Source organism: Rhodomicrobium udaipurense JA643 (genome assembly GCF_000636015.1).
Taxonomy (GTDB): Bacteria; Pseudomonadota; Alphaproteobacteria; order Rhizobiales; family Rhodomicrobiaceae; genus Rhodomicrobium; species Rhodomicrobium udaipurense.
Window position 1 is genome coordinate 1 of sequence record NZ_JFZJ01000064.1, and the last position, 18,658, is coordinate 18,658.

Sequence of the window (18,658 nt, forward strand, 5' to 3'; positions counted from 1 at the left end):
GCAGACCTGACCGTCAGCGGCGCAGGTGGAAGGGCTCACATCGACAGCGCAGACCTGACCATCGGCGCCGCAGATCCCGCTCTCCAGATCCCAGGCGCAAGCGTCGCCCTTTGCAGCGCAAATTTCTATCGTGCCGAGATCATAGGCGCACGCGTCCAAGTTTTCACCGCAGACATCGCCCATTTCGATATCACTTGCACAGATTTCCGTTTTTTGTCCGCAGGCAGAGGGACCGGCCAGTTTTTCGAGACAGAAGGCGCTGTGCTTGACGCCGCAGGCTTCCGGGGCGCTTGTCTTTTCGACGCAAGTGCTGCCGTCCACGCCGCAGGCCTTGCCGATGCCCGCATTTGCGGCGCACAAACCGTACTGCTCGCCGCACACGCTGCCCGCGCCCGCATTGGCGGCGCAACCGCTCTCCTTGGCGCCGCAAATCTCTCCGACACCAGCTTTGGCCACGCATGCGCCGACATTTGCGCCGCACTCACCGCCCACGCCAAGATTGGCGACGCAGGGATTCGCTTTCGCGCCGCAACCGCCGCCGATACCGAGGTTTCCTTCGCATGCGCCGGCATTTGCACCGCAGGGATTGCCCGCTCCGGCGTTGCCTTCTGCCTGAGACGCTTTCGCCCCGCAAGGACTACCGCCCCAATCGACATTCTGATCGCATGGGTTCTGGGCAGACGTATTCGCCCCGCATGGCGACGTGCCCTCGGCAGGTTTGCTCACCCCTTGCAGCGGCTGTCCCGCCGGATCGACCGTGGCATCAGTGACCGACGCTCCCGCCGCATTGGCTTGAGCAAGCGCGCCTTGCAGCGCCAGATCCCATCGAGGGTGATCCGAATAGGCCAACGACTGATCCACCGCTGGGCGATCTGAACTGATATTGTCGATAACTATCGGCACCGTTGCCCCCGCAGCTAGATGTGACTGGCTGAGCGCTGCATCGCCCGATGCACTGGCCGCGTTTCGTCGCTAACAGCGTCCTTCGGCATACCAATGAGCAATCGTCAGCACGAACATGCGCCACGCACCTTGGCCCCAACTTTAGTCGGTCGAAGCTGACGATAACCTGTCCAACGCCCCTTTTTCGGAGCCGCATGATCCGCAATGGACCTTGATCCCGAGAGCTTGAGAGAACCAGTTGGCGGCGTTCGGCCCAAGAAATCGCCGGCGCGGATAATCATTTTACCTGGGTTCCCGCCAAGTTAGCCTCGGCGCGTGAAGTTCCGGTTTCGGGGGTGGTGCAGGCCTGCGCAAGGCGCGGAATGAAGTATGGCAACGCAACCCAAACCGCCGCAAAGTGCCGCATGCCGCCCGCCAAGGCATTCATCTAGTGTTCCGTCCAAAGAGTTTTTTTTGATCCATTTTCGGCCGTCGGCACGCACCGACTCGCCGGCTCAGACGGGAGATCCGCATGCTGCTCGATGGCGCCAAGGCGATGCGGATTTCCCTGCTGATTGCGCTTGCGGCTTTCGGCTGGATCGCCGTCTATATCGAGTTCAACGAGGAGCTTCGGCGAAGGATCGGCGATGGCGCTCATGCGAGCGCCTTCCTCTCACTTTTCGTCGGGCTTACGGCGCTCATCACCGCGTTCTACTTCCGTCGTCTCGCAAAAATTCGCGCTGACCTCGCGCAGGGCAAACCCCTCGCTCGCTGGCGGGTGGCGCGCGGCGATTGGGACGCATTCGCGGCGACGGAGGCGCGGGAAACCGAAGAAGGCCACCGCGCTACACTCTTCATCATTCTCGGCTTCGCCGTCATGATCCCGGCCGTGCTGGCGCTGGTCCTCGGGGATGCGCAAATCTTCGCCGTCATATCCCTCGGCATCATGGCGGTCGGCGGGATCGGCTACCTCCTCGGCCGCAACGCTGCGAAGGCGCATCTGCGCTACCGCGACGGCGTCGTTTCGGTTGGCGAAGACGGCGTGCTCGTGAACGGCGTGGTTCACGGCTGGCGGCTTCCGGGTTCCGCCCTTGTCGGCGTCGAACTCGATGAGAGCGCGACGCTTGCCGTCCTCGCCATCACCTATGCCTTCTGGACGCGCGGCGGCCGACAATATGTGACGGTCCATGCGCCGGTTCCGCCGGAAGCTGTCGGCGAAGCCCGCGTGGCGGCGATCCGCCTCGAGGCAGGCGCGGAAGGGCGAGCGCCCGAGCTGACGCCATCGAAACAAACCACAGGCTTTCTGGCAATGCTTGCCCTGGGCGCGCTCCTCGTGCAGGCGATCCCCGCCGCCGCGCAAACGGACGATTGGCAGCGTTTCAAAATCGACGAGGCGAGCGTCGCCACCCCGCCCGGCTGGCGGGCCGAACTCACCGAGGCAGGCCGGACAGTGCAGGCTATCGAGCCGCGCGGAGGCCGGGAAGTCCGCGTCTGGTGGTGGTTTCCCGACGAGCCGCTGCTCGGCTATACTGATGAACTCGCGCATGACAAGGTGACGGTCGCGGGCCAGCCCGCGCTTCGCGTCCATACCCGCTTCGAGGGGCGCGATACCATTTCCGTGACGCTCGACAAGCCGCGCAAGGACGGCAAACGGCTGCACATCCTTTTTGAGGGGCAACGCAGCCTCGACATTAACGACCACGCCCTTATGGGCATGGTGTCGCGGCTGACCATCGCCGGATGGGCGACGTCCAACACCTCGCCAGAGACGCCTGATGCGGTCGATGTCTCGGGCGGCGATGCGGAAGCCGCCGCCGAGCCCGAGCCCGAGCCGGAAGCGCCGGTGCAGCGCGCTGAACTCGGCAACATCGCCGCGGTCGTCAACGGCCCGCGCACGAACACGATCATCGCGATCAAGCGCCCTATCTTCGTGCGCACGCTTGAGACCTATCACTGGAACAACGCGCGCGGCCGGAAGCCAGGCATTATCGTGCTGCTCAGGCCGGATGGAACGGAGGTTGGCCGCTGGGTGGCGCGCGGCAAGCCGGGGCAGGGCGGCGTTCCCAACGCCTATTGGGAAGCCGATGTCAATCAGCGCCTCGACGAGGGCAGCTACGTGCTCACGACCTCCAGCAACGAGACGTGGGCCACGAATGCGGGCGTGGGCTGGCGCGGCTTCTACAGCATGCATTATCAGGTGCTGCGACAGGAGCCGACGCCGGAGCCGCTTTCCGGCGATGCGCCGCCGGAAGACCCTCAAACAAGCCGCGCCGCGCCAGAGCAGGCGGACGTGCCCATCGCTCCACTGCGGACGACGATCCCGCGCGGCCGCTGAAGCCGGGCGAGACAAAGACTCTCGTTCTCTACCGGGGTGGCGAGGTGCTGCCGCCGTGGAGCGCATTTCAGGGTCAGGGCGGAAAATTCAAGGATCACGCTCGCGTCGAAAGCGGTGCGTTTCGCGTGCGCGCGCCGGAAGGATCCTGCTCGATCTTTGCCCTCCCAGCGGCCGGCGCGGGTGCGCGCCGGAAAAATCGGGCTGGGGGCTTGCCGGTCTGTACAGCGAGGGCTCTCTTCTGTGGCTAGATTCCTTGCGGAACGGCGGCGAAGCCGTGCTGACCTTCGAGACGGGGTCGTGTCGTGGCTGGGCGCATCTCGATCTTGGCGCTGTCTCTGCCGCATAACCCGATGGCCGCCTCAGGTACAGCAAAACCGGCTAGGCGATGATATCGGGGAGAAGTTGATCCTCGAACCGTGCAATCTTGTCTTTAAGGGAAAGCTTGCGTTTCTTCAGACGTGTAAGACGCAGTTGATCGCGATCTGGAGCGCATTCGAGCGCCTTTATCGCGTCGTCGAGATCACGATGTTCCTGTCTGAGCTGTGCGAGTTTTTGGCGCACACCCCCGTCGTCCGCAGTGTTCATCAAACCCCCGGGGATAACGCCAAAAATACTCGGCCCCGAAAAATCGCTGACGAATTTCATCATAGCACGAATCCCGAATTTCCGAAAAAGCGCAATCTCCCCGACCTCGTACGTGTAACACGGAATAGAAAGATTCTCATGTGATTTCGAAGAGTTCCGAAGGGTTTTGTTAAGATATGGCGCAATTTTGCAAGGGCTTTCAAGTTGCGCTTTTCCGCATTCGCAACCGCGCCACTTTTTAGTCTTGATTATGTCATCTTTTCGCCATAAATTGGAGTTGCCATAGGAGGGTTAAACAAAAGTGGAGGCCGGAAATGAGCCTTATTGCGCATATCGAGGAACTCAAAGAGAAGCATCAGACCATTCAGCGGCAGATCGAGCTTGAAATGGCTCGGCCTCTCGTAGATGGATTGAAAGTTTCCGAACTAAAGCGCCGTAAGCTCCTTCTCAAGGAGAAGATCGAAAAGTTCAAATCCGGGCAGGACGTCGCCCTCAGGGCGTAACACCTCCGAAACGGCCAAGCGGCAGGGCAGAACACCTGCCGCCCAGGCTGCAACTGATCTCTCACGCAACACCCCATCACGCTCCATTCTTTATAGTTCCGCGCAAATCGAGTTCTCCGCGCGTACCCCTAGCCGCCGCGCGTCGCCGCAATCACCACAAAAGTCTTGCGCTCGCAAGCTGTCGGCTTCATTCCTTTCCGCATGAGCGACAAGAAGCCTTCCAAGACCCAGGTCAAAGCGCGACTGCCGAAAGGCATGCGCGACGTCGAAGCGCAGGAACTCCGCGCGCTGAAACACATGCTCGACACCATCAGCGAGGTGTACGAGCGCTACGGCTTCGAGCCGCTGGACACGCCCGCGTTCGAATATACCGACGCGCTCGGCAAATTCCTGCCCGACACCGACCGCCCGAACGAGGGCGTGTTCTCGTTCCAGGACGAGGACGAGCAGTGGGTGTCGATGCGCTACGACCTGACCGCGCCGCTCGCGCGTTACGTCGCGCAGAATTTCGATGCCACGCCGAAACCGTTCCGCCGCTACCAGACGGGCTACGTCTACCGCAACGAGAAGCCCGGCCCCGGCCGCTTCCGGCAATTCATGCAGTTCGACGCGGACACGGTCGGCACGGCGAACCCTGCCGCCGACGCCGAGATGTGCATGCTGGCGGCGGATACGCTGGAGGCGTTGGGCATTCCGCGCGGCGGCTATATTATTAAGGTAAGTAATCGCAAGCTGCTCGATGGCGTAATGGACGCGATCGGTATCAGCGGGGTCGAAAATGCGACCAGAAGACTCACTGTGCTAAGAGCTATAGATAAACTTGATAAATTCGGTTGGGATGAAGTTGAGCTGTTACTTGGTTCGGGACGAAAAGACGAGAGTGGTGATTTCACAAAGGGCGCAGAACTGACGCCTTTGCAGGTACGCAAAATTAGAGAGTATCTGTCTTGGGAATCGATCGCCCTTTTTCGCAGTAGTGTACAGACGCACAGGCAAGAGCGACTCGAACGGGATATCGAAATAGCTGAAAACTTACTCGGCGAAAGCGATCTCATCGAAGCTGGCCTCCGAGAATTGTTCGATATCGAGGTGCTTGTTCGATCGGCGGGCTACGGACACAACCGAATATGTATCGATTCATCTGTCGTGCGCGGCCTCGAATATTACACCGGCCCCGTCTTCGAGGCGGAACTCACCTTCCGCGCGACCGACGAAAGCGGCCAGGCCGTGCGCTTTGGCTCGGTCGGCGGCGGTGGACGCTATGACGGCCTCGTGTCGCGCTTCCGCTCGCAGCCTGTCCCCGCCACCGGCTTCTCCATCGGTGTATCGCGGCTTTACGCGGCGCTGTCGCACCTCGGCAAGATCGGCGCGGCGAAGGCGGCCGGGCCGGTCGTGGTGCTCGTCATGGATAAGGCGCGCGTCGGCGACTATCAGTGCATGGCGAAGCAACTCCGCGACGCGGGCATCCGCGCCGAGATGTATGTCGGCGATGCGGGCATGAAGGCGCAGATGAAATACGCCGACAAGCGCGGCAGCCCCGCCGTCATCATTCAGGGCGAGGACGAGCGCGCGAAAGGCGAGGTTACGATCAAGGATCTGCTCGAAGGCTCGCGGCTTTCCGGCGAAATATCGGATCATGCCGAGTGGAAAGAGGCGCGCCCCGCGCAGTTTTCCGTGAGCGAGGGAGATCTCGTCGCCGCCGTGCAGAAACTCCTTGCAGAGCAGGCCAAGGCGTGACGGCGGAAGGCGCAAAGGAATTCGAGGCGCTCGAAGCGCAGGCCGCGGCCATCATGACGCTGTTCGCGGCGAAGGGTTACGTGCGCGTGGCCCCGGCCTTTATCCAGCCGGCGAGCCTGTTTCTCGACCGCATCGGCGAGAAGCTGCGCGCGCGAACCTACATTTTCAGCGATCCGAGCGGCCAGGAGCTTTGCCTCCGCCCGGACCTCACGCTGCCCGTGGCGCGCGTGTTTCTGGAACGCGGCGCGGGCGCTGGCGTTTCGAAGTTCTGCTACAACGGCCCAGCGTTCCGCATTCAGGCGAAGCCCGAGCGGCTCCGCACGCGCGAATTCCGTCAGGCGGGCATCGAATATTACGGCGCGCGCGGCATCGATGCCGACCTTGAGGTGATGGCGCTTACGCTCGACGCGGTGCGCTCCTGCGGCGTCCTCGATTTCACGATCCGCGTCGGGCATATCGGCCTCGTCCGTGCGCTGCTGAACGCGCTCGACATGCCGCAACGCTGGCGGGACCGCCTCGCCCGCGCCTTCCGGCGGCAGGCCTTCGCGCAGGAGCTGGAGATCCTCTCGCGCTCACAGGCCGACCGCGCCCCGGCGTTACCGGAAACCGCGCTCAGCGAGGATGGCTTCCTCGCCCATCTCGACGCGAAGGCCGTGCCCTTCATCGGGCTTCGCCGTCCGACGGAAATCGTGAAGCGCTTGCAGCATAAGGCTGCGGACGTGCAGGAGCCGCCGCTTTCAGCCGAAACGGTGCGACTCGCGCGCGATTATCTCGCCACGCGCGGCGATGTCGACACGGCGCTCGACCGCATCGCATCCCTCGCCGCTGAAGCCTCGCTCGACCTTGGCCCCGTGATGGACGACGCGCGCGCGCTTCTCGACGGCATCAAGAAGCTCGCGGGCTGCGCGCCGGTGGTCTTCGAGGCCGATTTCGGGCGGCATTTCGAGTATTACACCGGCATGGTTTTCCGTATCGACGCGGCAGGCGTGGAGCGGCAGATCGCGGGCGGCGGGCGTTACGACGGCCTCATCCACGCGCTCTCGGGCGGCGCTTGCGACGTGCCCGCCGTGGGCGCGGCAATTCATACCGAACGGCTGCTCGTCGCGGCCTCGGGGAGATAGCGCATGGACAAGCTCATCGTCGGCGTGCCGTCCAAGGGGCGGCTGATGGAAGACACGCTCGACCTGTTTCGCGCGGGCGGCATCGCCATCGAGAAGACGGGCGACGCGCGCGGTTACAAGGGCGCGATGGCGGGCGTGCCGGATGTCGCCGTGGAGTTCCTTTCGGCGGGCGAGATTGCGCGGCACCTGCAAAGTGGCCGCGTGCATCTCGGCGTCACGGGCGAAGACCTCGTGCGCGAGCAGATCCCCGATGCCGACGAGCGCGTGGACCTGCTCGTGAAATTCGGCTTCGGCCATGCCAATGTCGTGGTTGCCGTGCCAGATTGTTGGCTCGACGTGGAGACCATGGCCGACCTCGAAGAGGCGGGCGCACTCTTCACCGCCGAGCACGGCAGGCGGCTTCGCATCGCCACGAAATATCCCATGCTGACGCGCCGGTTTTTCACGGACAAGGGCGTGGTCCACTATCGCACGGTGGAAAGTCTAGGCGCGACGGAAGGTGCGCCCGCCGCAGGCATGGCGGAAGGCATCGTCGACATCACCAGCACGGGCGCAACGCTCCGCGCGAACGGCCTGCGCATCCTCGCCGATGGGCTGATCCTTCAGTCCGAAGCCAATCTCGTCGCGGCGCGCACGGCGCTCGTCGAGCCTCGGCTGGCCGCGCTTTGCACCGACATCGCGAGGCGGCTGAAGGCGGCGCGTGACATGAGCGCGGCCTGACGCCTCTCTCAAGCAGAGTTTTCGCGCCTTGCCGAAGCTCTGCCGGACGCCGCAGCCGTTGGCATGCAGCGAACCGACATCGTGGCAGCAGAGCGCGCGACCGCTCAAGCTCCTTGAGAAGCCTGAACACAGTTCGCCCGGCTCGAACCCCTTTTTTGTGGGATATGACTAGTCGTCAAGCACGGTCTTGATGAGGAAGAAGCGGATCGCGTCGGCGAGGATCACCTTGCACGTACGTTGATGACCCTGCTCGTCCTCAACCCTCGCTCTGGACAGAAGCGCCGAGATGTTTGTCTGCTCGGTTTCCGAAAGCTGGAGGATCTGGGTCATCTGGTCGATCACCGCCATGCCGTCCGAGCACGTCACGGCGCGCGCCGGGCTGGCGAGCGCGGCAACAATCGCGAATGAACACAAAAGCCTTTTCATCTTGAGTCAGCGACCTCGACCCGCTTGCCCGGCGACAAGAATTACCCACCGGGGAAAATCTGATAACTGTTTGAGCCACGACGCACAAGCCAAGAAAATCCGGCTTGTTTCGGGCAACATCACATGAAGCGGTTTACGACGGCAGGCTTTCGCCCGCCTTGTCGCATTCACGCATCACCTCGGCGACCAAAAAGCGCCTCATCTGAGGCACCGACGAAGCGAAAGAGGCGAGGGCGAAAATCTCGCCTTCTCTCGTGGCTACTCGAAAACGTAAGTCCCCGGCGCGTCGCATAGCGCGGGATAACCCACGTTCGGCGCGCCCAGCTTGGGCGGCTGCACGGCCTCGTTCGATCCCGCGCGAAGCCATTTCGCCCATTCCGGCCACCACGAGCCGTCTTTCGGCGCGTTGGTGCGGTGCCATGTCTCCGGACCGACATAGGGCGTGTCGTGGCGCGACGTTGCTATGCGGTAATGGCGATGCTTGCGTCCCGGCTCGGACACGATGCCCGCGTTGTGGCCACCGCTCGTCAGCACGAAGGTCACGTCGGTGTCGGAGAGCACGTTGATTTGATACACCGAGCGCCATGGCGCAACGTGGTCCGTCTCCGTGCCCACAACGAAGATGGGCGCGGTTATGTCGCGCAGTGCGATCGACCGGCCGTCCACATGAAAGCGCCCTTCGGCAAGCTGGTTGCCCATGAAGATATCGCGCAGATATTCGGAATGCATGCGCGCTGGCATCCGCGTCGGGTCTGCGTTCCATGCCATGAGGTCCATCATGGATGTCCGCTCGCCGAGCATGTAGTCGTGGATCATGTGCGACCAGATGAGATCGTTCGAGCGGAGAAGCTGGAACGCACCGGCCATCTGCGCGGAGGAAAGATAGCCGCGCTCCTCCATCATATCTTCGAGGAACGCGAGCTGGCTCTCATTGACGAAAAGCTCAAGCTCGCCGGGTTGGCTGAAATCGGTTTGCGCAGCCAGCAGCGTCATCGACTTGATGCGGTCGTCGCCGTCGCGCGCCATGGCGGCCGCCGCGATGGATAGCAGCGTGCCACCGAGACAATAGCCGAGCGCGTGCACTTTACGATTCGGCACGATCTGCGAGATTGCCTTCAGCGCCTCCATGATGCCGAGGCGGCGGTAATCGTCCATGCCGGTGTCGGCGTAGCTTTCGTCCGGGTTTTTCCACGAGATCGCGAAGACCGTGAAGCCCTGGTCGACCATATATTTGATGAGCGAGTTCTTCGCCGACAGATCGAGGATGTAATACTTCATGATCCAGGCGGGAACGATCAGCACCGGGTTCGGATGCACCTTCGCGGTTGTTGGGCTGTACTGGATCAATTCCATAAGGCGGGTGCGGGCGACGACCTTGCCGGGCGTCACCGCGAGCGTCTTGCCGACCTTGAACTCCTCGACGCCCGCCGGGGGCAGCCCAGCCGCATTGCGCTGCTTGTCTTCCAGCAGGTTCATGGCCCCGCGCATGAGGTTGAAACCGCCTTCCCGCGTCGTCTTGTCGAGAAGTTCGGGATTTGTGGCGACGAAGTTGGACGGCGCGACCATGTCGAGCATCTGGCGCGCGAGGAAGTTTACAGCCTGCTCGTGTTCCTTGCTGACGCCATGAACATTCGTCGTCGCCGCGTCCCAGAGGTTCTCCCACACGAGAAAACTCTGCTGCATCACGTTGAAGGGGAAGCGCTGCCAGTCTTCATGCGCGAAGCGACGGTCGGCCTTCGCGGGAGGCGGGCAATCGCCCGCCGACAGATCGCCGCTCGTCAGTGTTGCCAGCGTGTAACGCTGGAGCGCGACCGCGTCGGTAAAAAACTTCCAGCCGAGCTGAAGCCGCGTGCCCGGAGCCATCGACAGGTGCAACGCCCAGTCCGTGTAGGAGAGCATCAACGCTGCCGGCGAAACTCCGCCTGTCTGCTTGGCCAACGCATAATGAAAAACGCGGTCGATCGCGCTCGTACTTCCGATCATGGCCCCCTCCAATGCGGATACTTACCCATTGCCGAGGGGCTTAACACGAAAAAGCGGCCGCGCCGAGGGTTCAATCGGTAACGCGAGTTGTTAAGGCGCGGAAAGCGTACGAAAAAGCACGCCGCGCATGGGGCCGCGTATCGCCTGACGTGTCGCGCTGGCGGGGTTTTCAACGGCTGTCGCGCCGCCGCTCGGTCAGGCGCGGTTGTTATTGCCGAGGCTTGCCATGTATTCGGCGAAAGGCTGCGCGAGTTTTTCGCCCTCCTGCATGTAATCGCTTGCGAAGCGCGTCAGGAACGATTGCTGAAGATTGCCGAATTCAGCGACCGTGCGGCACTGCGCGACCTGATCGGGCAGGCTCAGATATTGCTCCCACCGGCTGCCGAAGAAGCGGCAAAGCTCGACCTGATTTTGAACCAAGCGCTTGAACAGGTCATCTCCCGACTTCTGCCATTGGGCCACGGCATTGTCATAAGCAGCCTTCTCGGCATCGATTTCGGTCTTCGCGGCAGCCGAAAGCGCGGAAGCCGAGGCTGCGCCGTTCCCGCCAAAGCCTTCGACGGTGAAGCCCTGAATCTCGCGAGCGCTTTTCGCGATATTTTCGTAGTTCTTCTTCCAAATATCGATGGAGTCGACATATGCCTTCAGGACCGGCGAAAGGTCGAAGGTAGAAGGCTGAGGGGATTGTTGCACGGCGCGTCTCCCTTATTGTTATCGAGGGCCTGCGGCACTAAAATAAGCCATAAGCTCGTGCCTCGCATCTTCATAACCGGCATGCATTGAATAAATCATGGAACTTTTCATCCCCTTTTGAATATACAGTCGAGACATACGCTGCCGCGCCCCATTTGATCAATTGATACGCTCAAGTCTGCCACGCGCCTCGACTTGGGTTATGAAACTCAAGAGCAACTTAAGCCTTCCCGCCCTATAGTGCGCATAAAGCCATCTCAAAGAGGGGTTCAGCAATGTCCTTCAGTCTTCCGCAGATTTTCGTGTGGGTCGTCATCGGCATCGCGGGTGGCTCGCTCGCCGGCATTCTCGTCACGCGCGAACGACGCGGCTTCGGCTTCTGGCCCAATCTCGGGCTCGGGTTGCTTGGCGCTATTGTGGGCGGCGTGCTGTTCCGCATGTTCAACCTCCTGCCCAATCTCGAAAACGTCGCCGTTTCGATGCGGGACATCGTGTCCGCGCTGATCGGCTCGCTCCTAGTGCTCGCGCTTCTTTGGGCCTACCACCGTAACAGGGCCGTCTGAGATGGCGCAGAGCCGCGCGCCCATCACCGTCGACCTCGCGCTTCAGGGCGGGGGCTCACATGGCGCCTTCACCTGGGGCGTGCTCGACCGGCTGCTCGAAGAACCATGGCTTACGATCGAGGGCATCTCCGGCACATCGGCGGGCGCGATGAACGCCGCAGTCATGGCCTGCGGTCTCGGCAAGGGCGGCCGCGACGGCGCGCGCGCATCGCTCGATGCCTTCTGGACGCGCGTTGGCGAAGCGGCGCGGTTCAGCCCGTTCCAGCGGAGCCCGCTCGACGTGATGCTCGGCCGCTGGTCCATCGACACCTCGCCGCTGTTCGTCGCGCTCGACATGACCGCGCGGCTGTTCTCCCCCTACGACCTGAACCCCGGCGGCGCGAACCCCTTGCGCGACATCCTCGCGGAAAGCATCGACTTCGACCTGCTGCCGAAAGTGCCGCTGAAACTCTTCATCACCGCGACGAACGTGCGCACGGGGCGCGGCCGCGTCTTCACCAACGCCGAGCTATCGCCCGATGTGCTGCTGGCATCGGCTTGCCTGCCGACGCTGTTTCAGGCTGTGGTCATCGACGGCGAACCCTATTGGGACGGCGGCTATTCCGGCAATCCCACCATCACGCCGCTGGTACGCGGCTGCACGGCCGAGGACGTCATCCTCGTGCAGGTGAACCCCGTCGAGCGCGGCGGCACGCCCAAGACCGCGCGCGATATCCTGAACCGGCTTAACGAGGTGTCGTTCAACGCGACGCTGCTGAAGGAACTTCGCATGATCGCGATCCTGAAGCAGGTCGCCGATGCGGGCGATTGCGAGGGCGCGCGCTGGGCGAAGATGCGCATCCACCGCGTCGGGAGCGAGATGATTGCGGAGCTTGGCTCGTCGTCGAAGCTCAACGCCGAGGCCGTGTTCCTCACGATGCTGCGCGACGAGGGGCGGCGCGCGGCGGACGCGTTCCTTGCGGCGAGCGCGGGCGATATTGGCGCGCGGTCTACGCTGGATCTGGATGCGCTGCGCGAGGAGGTTTGAGAAGAGACTTTTTTACGCTGCGAGTCTTTTAGCGTCATAATTTCGTTAGTGTGTCAAGAGCACCCATTGCTTGTTAAGAGTCATCATCATATATTGAGATTCCAAAACGCAATTCGTTTTTGAGCGCAAAGAGGAATACCATGGCAAAGCGTAAACCGCGAGAACTGGTGGCGCTTCTTGCTGGTAAAGAAGGCACCCTACAAAACGTCAAATTCTTTCGAGGCGATAGGGATTTAATCTCTGTCGATGAGATTGAGCAGGAAATCCGGTCAGCCCACGTCCAGCGCACAATGGGATTGGCTATAATTAGCCATAAGTTTCCTGATTCTGATACCCCACAGGTTGATGTTCGGGAACTTGTGCAGAGCTTGTAAATCTCTTATATAGATTGCTGATTGTGAGGGTTCGAGTCTTGATCTCGAGCCCTCAATTTTTTTGAGGGGCAAGAATGAGCGTCAAAAAGCTCGTGGAAGCGTTCTCTACATGGACACGGTTGCCTATAAAAATTGAGGATGTTGTCGATAAGGTCACCGAACTAGGTATACAGGATGTCATCCAATATATCGGCGTCAGTTACGATATCGGGATAATTCGGGGACAGTTTGTTAGAAAATTTACTTTCAGAACTGCCGTTTACGGAGACCCTGTATATTGTGCGGACATTTACTATGCAGCCAACCAGGATATGAATTGGCAGAGATTTGTGGTTTGCAAGGAGCTTATCCATCTATTTGACGAAGAAAATGCCACCACAAAAACAAAAGCAGAATTAGAGGACTTAATGGAGCGCTTGGCGCTATCACCAGAGCTGCAGTTTGCTCAGGATGATGGTCTCAATGCTCATACGGACAAGATTGCCACATTGTATGCGCTTTGTATTTTATTTCCAAAAGACACCAGGGATCTGTTTTTGGAGCCGTATAGACAGGGAATGCTTAGCGCAACTGACATCGCACGACGGGCTGAACTGCCTGAAAAATATATTCGCCTCGCCATGGCAGATGAGTGGGAAGAAATTTATCAGATTTTGACTTCCTAGCCTTACTCCCCCCGCCGTCGGCTTAGAAAAGCCAGCCGCTCGAACAACTGCACATCCTGTTCGTTCTTGAGCAGCGCGCCATGCAGCGGCGGGATGAGCTTGCGCGGGTCGCGCTCCTTCAGCGTCTCGGGGTCGATGTCCTCGTTGACGAGCAGCTTGATCCAGTCGATCAGCTCCGAGGTGGACGGCTTCTTCTTCAGCCCGGTCACGTCGCGGATGTCGTAGAAGATGCTGAGCGCTTCGTGCAGGAGGCGCGGCTTCAGGCCGGGGAAGTGCACATCCACGATGGCGCGCATAGTGTCGCGGTCGGGGAAGCGGATGTAATGGAAGAAGCAACGCCGCAGGAACGCGTCCGGCAGTTCTTTCTCGTTGTTCGACGTAATGATGACCACGGGGCGCACGGCGGCCTTCACGACTTCGCCCGTCTCGTAGACGTGGAACTCCATGCGGTCGAGTTCCTGCAACAGGTCGTTCGGAAACTCGATGTCGGCCTTGTCGATCTCGTCGATGAGCAGCACGGGCCGCACGGGCGCGTCGAACGCCTCCCACAGCTTGCCCTTGCGGATGTAATTGCGGATGTCCTTCACACGCTCGTCGCCGAGCTGGCTGTCGCGCAGGCGGCTCACAGCGTCGTATTCGTAAAGCCCCTGCTGCGCCTTGGTCGTTGACTTGACATGCCATTCGATGAGCGGCGCGCCGATTGCGGCCGCGACCTCATGCGCGAGCACGGTCTTGCCGGTGCCGGGCTCGCCCTTCACCAGAAGCGGGCGCTCCAGCACGATGGCCGCGTTCACGGCCACGCGCAGGTCGTCGGTGGCGACGTAGCTCTCGGTTCCTTCAAAGCGCATGCCGCCCGTCTCCCATGGAGCATGATCCGCAAAAGTGGCGTCCGGTTTTGCGAAGAGATCATGCGTGTTCAGAAAGCATGAGCGTGATCGCGCTTCGATGCACGCTCAAAGGACACGGGTTGCGCCCGTGCCCCCCGTGTCTCGCTTCAGCCTGCCGTTAATTCGGCTCGCCGCGTTGCATATACCGATCGGCGACGAAGCTGTATTGCGTGTTGCAGAACTCGCACTTCACGACAATCATGCCATCTTCGGCCATCGCCTCCACCTGATCCGGCGAGAACTGTTCGAGCATCGCTTCCACGCGCTCGCGCGAGCAGTTGCAGCGCGCCTCCATCGGAGCCGCGTCGAACACGCGCACGCCTTCCTCATGGAACAGGCGATAGAGCAGGCAGTCGGAGCCAAGCGTCGGGTCGAGCAGTTCGTGGTCCTGAACGGTCGCTGCCAGCGCCTGCGCGCGCCGCCAGCCATCGTCGTCCACCTCGTCGGAGGCGACGTCCCGGCCGGATTCGTACCCGCCCTCGCGCGTCAGCTTCTGCACCATCAGGCCGCCCGCGCGCCATGTCCAATGGCCCTGCTTGCCGTCCTCGCCCGCCGTGTATTGCCGGGCGACCGCGATGCGGATGAAGGTCGGGATCTGCTCGGACTGGTCGAAATATTCATGCGCGGCGTCGACGAGCGTGTTCCCCGTCAGCGCAACGATGCCCTGATAGCGCTCCATATCCGCGCCGGGATCAATGGTCATCGCGAGATGGCCATTGCCGATTAGCGGCTTTTTCGGCGCGCTCCCGTTGAGCAGGTGCGCGACTTCGTCCGCATCGTAACTCGCATAGCCGCGGATCTGGCCCGGCGAGGTGTAATGTACGACGAGAAAGCCCACGGCCCCGTCAGACTGCGTTTGCAGGATGAACTTGCCGTCGAACTTCAGCGCAGCGCCGAGCATCGCGGTGAGCGTGACCGCCTCGCCGAGAAGGAGCAGCACCGGCTCGGGATATTCGTGCCGCCCGAGGATGCTGTCGAGCACGGGACCGAGGCGCACGAGCCGCCCTCGCGCACCCGACGCTTCCAATTGAAATGGCAAGACGTAGTCGTTGTATTTCGCGCCGGGATCGCCGGCAAAATCTCCACCCATCAAACCTTCTCGAAGCACCATGCGAGGATTGCCCGCTGCGCGTGCAGCCGGTTTTCGGCTTCGTCAAAGACCACGGATTGCGGGCCGTCGATAACGTCGTCCGTTACCTCCCTGCCGCGGTGCGCCGGCAGGCAATGCATGAATATGGCATTCTTGTCGGCTTTTTCCATGAGGGCGGCGTTCACCTGATAGGGCGCGAGCAGCGTCTCGCGCTCGGCGACATTTTCCTGGCCCATAGAGACCCAAACATCCGTCACCACGCAATCGGCACCGGCCACGGCAACGGCCGGATCTTCGACCACGGTGATGCGGCCGCCTTCGTCGTTTGCCCAGTCGAGGAAGCTCCGCGGGGGCTGAAGGAGCTTAGGCGTCGCGAGCGTCATCGCAAAGCCGAAGCGCACGGCGGCATGAACCCACGACGCGGTGACGTTGTTGAAGTCGCCTATCCACGCCACCTTGAGCGGGGCGACATCGCCCTTGTGCTCTTCGAGCGTCATGATGTCGGCGAGGATCTGGCACGGGTGCGAGCGATCAGACAGGCCGTTGATGACCGGCACAGCTGAGTGCTCAGCGAGTTCGATCAGCGCCTCATGCGAGGTGCAGCGCATCATGATCGCATCGACATAGCGCGACAGCACGCGCGCCGTGTCGGCGATGGTCTCGCCGCGCCCGAGCTGCATGTCGTTGCGGTTCAACACAATGGTTTCGCCGCCGAGTTGACGCATCGCGACGTCGAACGACACACGGGTGCGCGTGGACGATTTCTCGAACAGCATGGCAAGAACCTTGCCCTCCGCAACCTTCGGCCAATCCGAGGCGGGGCTGGTCTTGATCAGCTTTTTGAGCGCACGCGCGTTGTCGAGGATAAGCCGAAGCGTATCGAAGTCGTAATCGTCGATGTCGAGAAAATGACGCGGAGCCGAGGGCTCTTTGATCATCGAATTACGCTGAAAGTGTAGCATCGAGCCTCGCACATGCGCTTTCTATCTTCTCGCACGCCTCTTTGATTTCGGCTTCTGTCACGATGAGCGGTGGCAGAAGTCTGACAACGTTGTCACCCGCAGACACCGTCAGCAGCTTTTCTGCAAAAAGCGTGCTAGACACGTCCGCGCTCGGCACTTTGCATTTCAGACCAAGCAGGAGTCCCTCGCCGCGAATGTCGGCGATGATGCGTGGGTGACGGTCTATGATTTCAGCAAGCCGCTGCTTGAAAAGCAAGCTCATCTCTTGAACGTTGCCAAGAAATTCGGGCTTCGTCGCGATATCGAGCACGGCGTTCGCCACGGCCATCGCGAGCGGGTTACCGCCGAAGGTCGAACCGTGGCTGCCCGCCGTCATGCCGGAGGCCGCCTTTTCGGTCGCGAGACAGGCGCCCACCGGGAAGCCGCCGCCGATCCCCTTGGCGATGCCCATGATATCCGGCTCGATGCCTGCCCATTCATGCGCGAAGAGCTTGCCGGTGCGGCCGACGCCGGTTTGCACCTCATCCAGAATAAGAAGCAGGCCGTGCTCGTCCGCGATTTCCCGAAGCGCGCGAAGGAACGGCCAGCCGACCGGGCGAACGCCGCCTTCGCCCTGGATCGGCTCGATCAGCAGCGCCGCCGTTTCGTGCGTAATCGCCGCGCGCAGAGCGTCGAGGTCGCCGACCGGCACTTGGTCGAAGCCGTCTACCTTCGGGCCGAAGCCCTTCAGATGCTTTTCCTGATTGCCCGCCGCGATGGTGGCAAGCGTGCGCCCGTGGAAAGCGTCCACGAAGGTAATGACGCGCCAGCGCTCGGACTGCCCATTATAGGAGTGATATTTGCGCGCCATCTTGATGGAGCATTCCATTGCCTCGGCGCCGGAGTTGGCGAAGAAGACCTTGTCCGCGAACGTCAGCGCGCAAAGCCGCTCGGCGAGCCGCTCCTGCCCCGGCACGCGATACAGGTTCGACGTGTGCCACACCTTGTGCGCCTGCTCCGTAAGGGCGGCGATGAGATGGGGATGCGCGTGTCCGAGAGCGTTAACCGCGACACCGCTGCCGAAGTCGAGATATCGTTCCCCCGCTGCGGTTTCGAGCCACGCGCCTTCGCCGCGCTCGAACTCAACATTGATCCGCGCATAGGTCCCGAGAACCGCAGACATTTTTCCACTCGTTTTCAAATTAAAAAAGCCGCTCCGTCTGGCGGGCGGCTCAGGCTCGTTGGCTTATTTTCCAACAGTTCGCGCCAGTGTCAACCGGCATAAAAGACACAGCGCACCCCAAATGTAACGATTTACGCCTGCGTTAAGGTTTCAGAAATTTGTCGGGACGGCACTTTTGTGCAATTATGCTCCCATGAGATGGAGTGGTGCCATCGCCTTCCGAAATGCGCGTAGCCGCATACACCACCTCGCATAGTACCAATGCGAAGCTTGTATCTCTGTAAATTGCGTTCTCGATAGCCCTCCTTGATGCGGAGGGTACGCCCCGAGTTTCTGGGCGTCGGGATTACGCTTGTGTCTCCTTGTCTTGCGTTAGCGCCCGTGGCCCCGCTGGTCATCCGTCCAGCGGTCACGACCTTATTCGCGGTTCGTCCGCCGGAATGAACGAGGAGCTAACTTTATGAGTTGGACAGACGAACGTGTTGACCTTTTGAAAAAGCTTTGGGCCGACGGCTTGAGCGCAAGCCAGATCGCCACCAAACTTGGAGAAGTTACGCGTAATGCTGTTATTGGGAAAGTACATCGCCTCGGACTTGCCGGCCGCGCGACCACTTCGCGCATCAGAACGGCTCGTCCCCGCTCGAATATTGCACTTTTCCCAACGCGGTCGCCGCAGGTTCAGTATCGCACCTTCGGCAACACGGCACTGAAGATCTCGCCTGAGCCCGAGCAACGCAAGCCAGCAACGATCATTCCGCTGACCTTGCCCGACCTCGAGCCCGCGCCCGAAGGGTTGATCCGACTGGTCGACCTCAAGGAAAACATGTGTCATTGGCCGGTCGGCGATCCCATGGAAGACGGTTTTCACTTTTGCGGACGCCGGAAGAACTCCGGAAGCCCCTACTGCGAACACCACTCAGCGATTGCCTACAACCCTGTTGCC

18 protein-coding genes and 1 pseudogene are annotated in these 18,658 nt (G+C 61.3%); 10 read left to right on the plus strand and 9 right to left on the minus strand.

What is annotated here, in order from left to right; genetic code table 11:
* Positions 1-903, minus strand: a pseudogene (locus T281_RS18775) (hypothetical protein); the annotation flags it as partial.
* A 511-nt stretch (positions 904-1,414) separates the two neighbouring features.
* Here T281_RS18775 and T281_RS10445 point away from each other — a divergent pair.
* Entirely contained in the window at positions 1,415-3,217 is a 1,803-nt protein-coding gene (locus tag T281_RS10445; protein WP_037238209.1) for a hypothetical protein, read from the plus strand.
* 378 nt (positions 3,218-3,595) lie between these two features.
* On the opposite strand, the gene T281_RS10450 is transcribed toward T281_RS10445, so the two are convergent.
* Positions 3,596-3,802 carry a YdcH family protein gene (locus T281_RS10450; RefSeq protein ID WP_037238236.1) on the minus strand — a complete coding sequence of 69 codons (207 nt, stop codon included), beginning with the start codon at positions 3,800-3,802 and terminating at the stop codon, positions 3,596-3,598.
* A 314-nt stretch (positions 3,803-4,116) separates the two neighbouring features.
* Here T281_RS10450 and T281_RS10455 point away from each other — a divergent pair, with 314 nt between their 5' ends.
* The 4 genes from T281_RS10455 (at position 4,117) to hisG (ending at position 7,883) form a co-directional block, all read left to right on the plus strand.
* A complete protein-coding gene (locus T281_RS10455) occupies positions 4,117-4,305 on the plus strand; it encodes a YdcH family protein (protein ID WP_037238211.1) in 189 nt (62 codons plus the stop codon).
* A 201-nt stretch (positions 4,306-4,506) separates the two neighbouring features.
* The gene (gene hisS / locus T281_RS10460) at positions 4,507-6,042 is read left to right on the plus strand and encodes a histidine--tRNA ligase (RefSeq protein WP_037238212.1); all 1,536 of its coding nucleotides are present in this window, start codon (positions 4,507-4,509) and stop codon (positions 6,040-6,042) included.
* Positions 6,039-7,163, plus strand: coding sequence for an ATP phosphoribosyltransferase regulatory subunit (locus T281_RS10465; protein WP_037238214.1), 1,125 nt, complete (start codon positions 6,039-6,041; stop codon positions 7,161-7,163). The genes hisS and T281_RS10465 overlap by 4 nt, the downstream gene beginning before the upstream one ends.
* Before the next feature lie 3 nt (positions 7,164-7,166).
* A complete protein-coding gene (gene hisG, locus T281_RS10470) occupies positions 7,167-7,883 on the plus strand; it encodes an ATP phosphoribosyltransferase (RefSeq protein ID WP_037238216.1) in 717 nt (238 codons plus the stop codon).
* Between the two features lie 168 nt (positions 7,884-8,051).
* Here the strand turns inward: hisG and T281_RS10475 are convergent, their stop codons facing one another.
* From T281_RS10475 to T281_RS10485, 3 genes are all read right to left on the minus strand, one after another.
* Positions 8,052-8,297 (minus strand): hypothetical protein, encoded by a 246-nt coding sequence (locus T281_RS10475; protein WP_155955208.1) that lies wholly within the window; start codon positions 8,295-8,297, stop codon positions 8,052-8,054.
* Between the two features lie 270 nt (positions 8,298-8,567).
* Positions 8,568-10,292: a PHA/PHB synthase family protein gene (locus T281_RS10480; RefSeq protein WP_037238220.1), complete on the minus strand. Its 1,725-nt coding sequence runs from the start codon at positions 10,290-10,292 to the stop codon at positions 8,568-8,570.
* Between the two features lie 195 nt (positions 10,293-10,487).
* On the minus strand, positions 10,488-10,985 hold the full coding sequence (locus T281_RS10485; RefSeq protein WP_037238222.1) for a hypothetical protein: 498 nt from the start codon (positions 10,983-10,985) through the stop codon (positions 10,488-10,490).
* A gap of 275 nt (positions 10,986-11,260) precedes the next feature.
* Between T281_RS10485 and T281_RS10490 the strand changes: the two genes are divergently transcribed.
* The 4 genes from T281_RS10490 to T281_RS10505 all read left to right on the plus strand — a co-directional run bounded on the left by T281_RS10490 (position 11,261) and on the right by T281_RS10505 (position 13,614).
* Entirely contained in the window at positions 11,261-11,548 is a 288-nt protein-coding gene (locus tag T281_RS10490) for a GlsB/YeaQ/YmgE family stress response membrane protein (RefSeq protein ID WP_037238224.1), read from the plus strand.
* 1 nt (position 11,549) lies between these two features.
* Entirely contained in the window at positions 11,550-12,575 is a 1,026-nt protein-coding gene (locus T281_RS10495) for a patatin-like phospholipase family protein (protein WP_037238226.1), read from the plus strand.
* Positions 12,576-12,715: 140 nt separating this feature from the next.
* Positions 12,716-12,949, plus strand: a complete 234-nt coding sequence (locus T281_RS10500; protein WP_037238228.1) for a hypothetical protein — start codon at positions 12,716-12,718, stop codon at positions 12,947-12,949.
* 74 nt (positions 12,950-13,023) lie between these two features.
* Positions 13,024-13,614 (plus strand): hypothetical protein, encoded by a 591-nt coding sequence (locus T281_RS10505; RefSeq protein ID WP_037238230.1) that lies wholly within the window; start codon positions 13,024-13,026, stop codon positions 13,612-13,614.
* Between the two features lie 2 nt (positions 13,615-13,616).
* Here the strand turns inward: T281_RS10505 and T281_RS10510 are convergent, their stop codons facing one another.
* The 4 genes from T281_RS10510 to T281_RS10525 all read right to left on the minus strand — a co-directional run bounded on the left by T281_RS10510 (position 13,617) and on the right by T281_RS10525 (position 17,715).
* On the minus strand, positions 13,617-14,462 hold the full coding sequence (locus T281_RS10510) for an AAA family ATPase (protein ID WP_037238232.1): 846 nt from the start codon (positions 14,460-14,462) through the stop codon (positions 13,617-13,619).
* A 157-nt stretch (positions 14,463-14,619) separates the two neighbouring features.
* Entirely contained in the window at positions 14,620-15,591 is a 972-nt protein-coding gene (locus T281_RS10515; RefSeq protein WP_037238233.1) for an Hsp33 family molecular chaperone, read from the minus strand.
* Complete coding sequence (gene argF / locus T281_RS10520) at positions 15,591-16,529, minus strand: ornithine carbamoyltransferase (protein ID WP_245257982.1); 939 nt, start codon at positions 16,527-16,529, stop codon at positions 15,591-15,593. Before argF ends, T281_RS10515 begins: the two co-directional genes overlap by 1 nt.
* 4 nt (positions 16,530-16,533) lie before the next feature.
* Positions 16,534-17,715, minus strand: a complete 1,182-nt coding sequence (locus tag T281_RS10525; RefSeq protein ID WP_037238235.1) for an aspartate aminotransferase family protein — start codon at positions 17,713-17,715, stop codon at positions 16,534-16,536.
* Between the two features lie 460 nt (positions 17,716-18,175).
* On the opposite strand from T281_RS10525, the gene T281_RS10530 reads away from it, so the two are divergent.
* Positions 18,176-18,658 (plus strand): GcrA family cell cycle regulator (locus T281_RS10530; protein WP_037238237.1); only part of this gene is annotated, 483 nt, incomplete at its 3' end.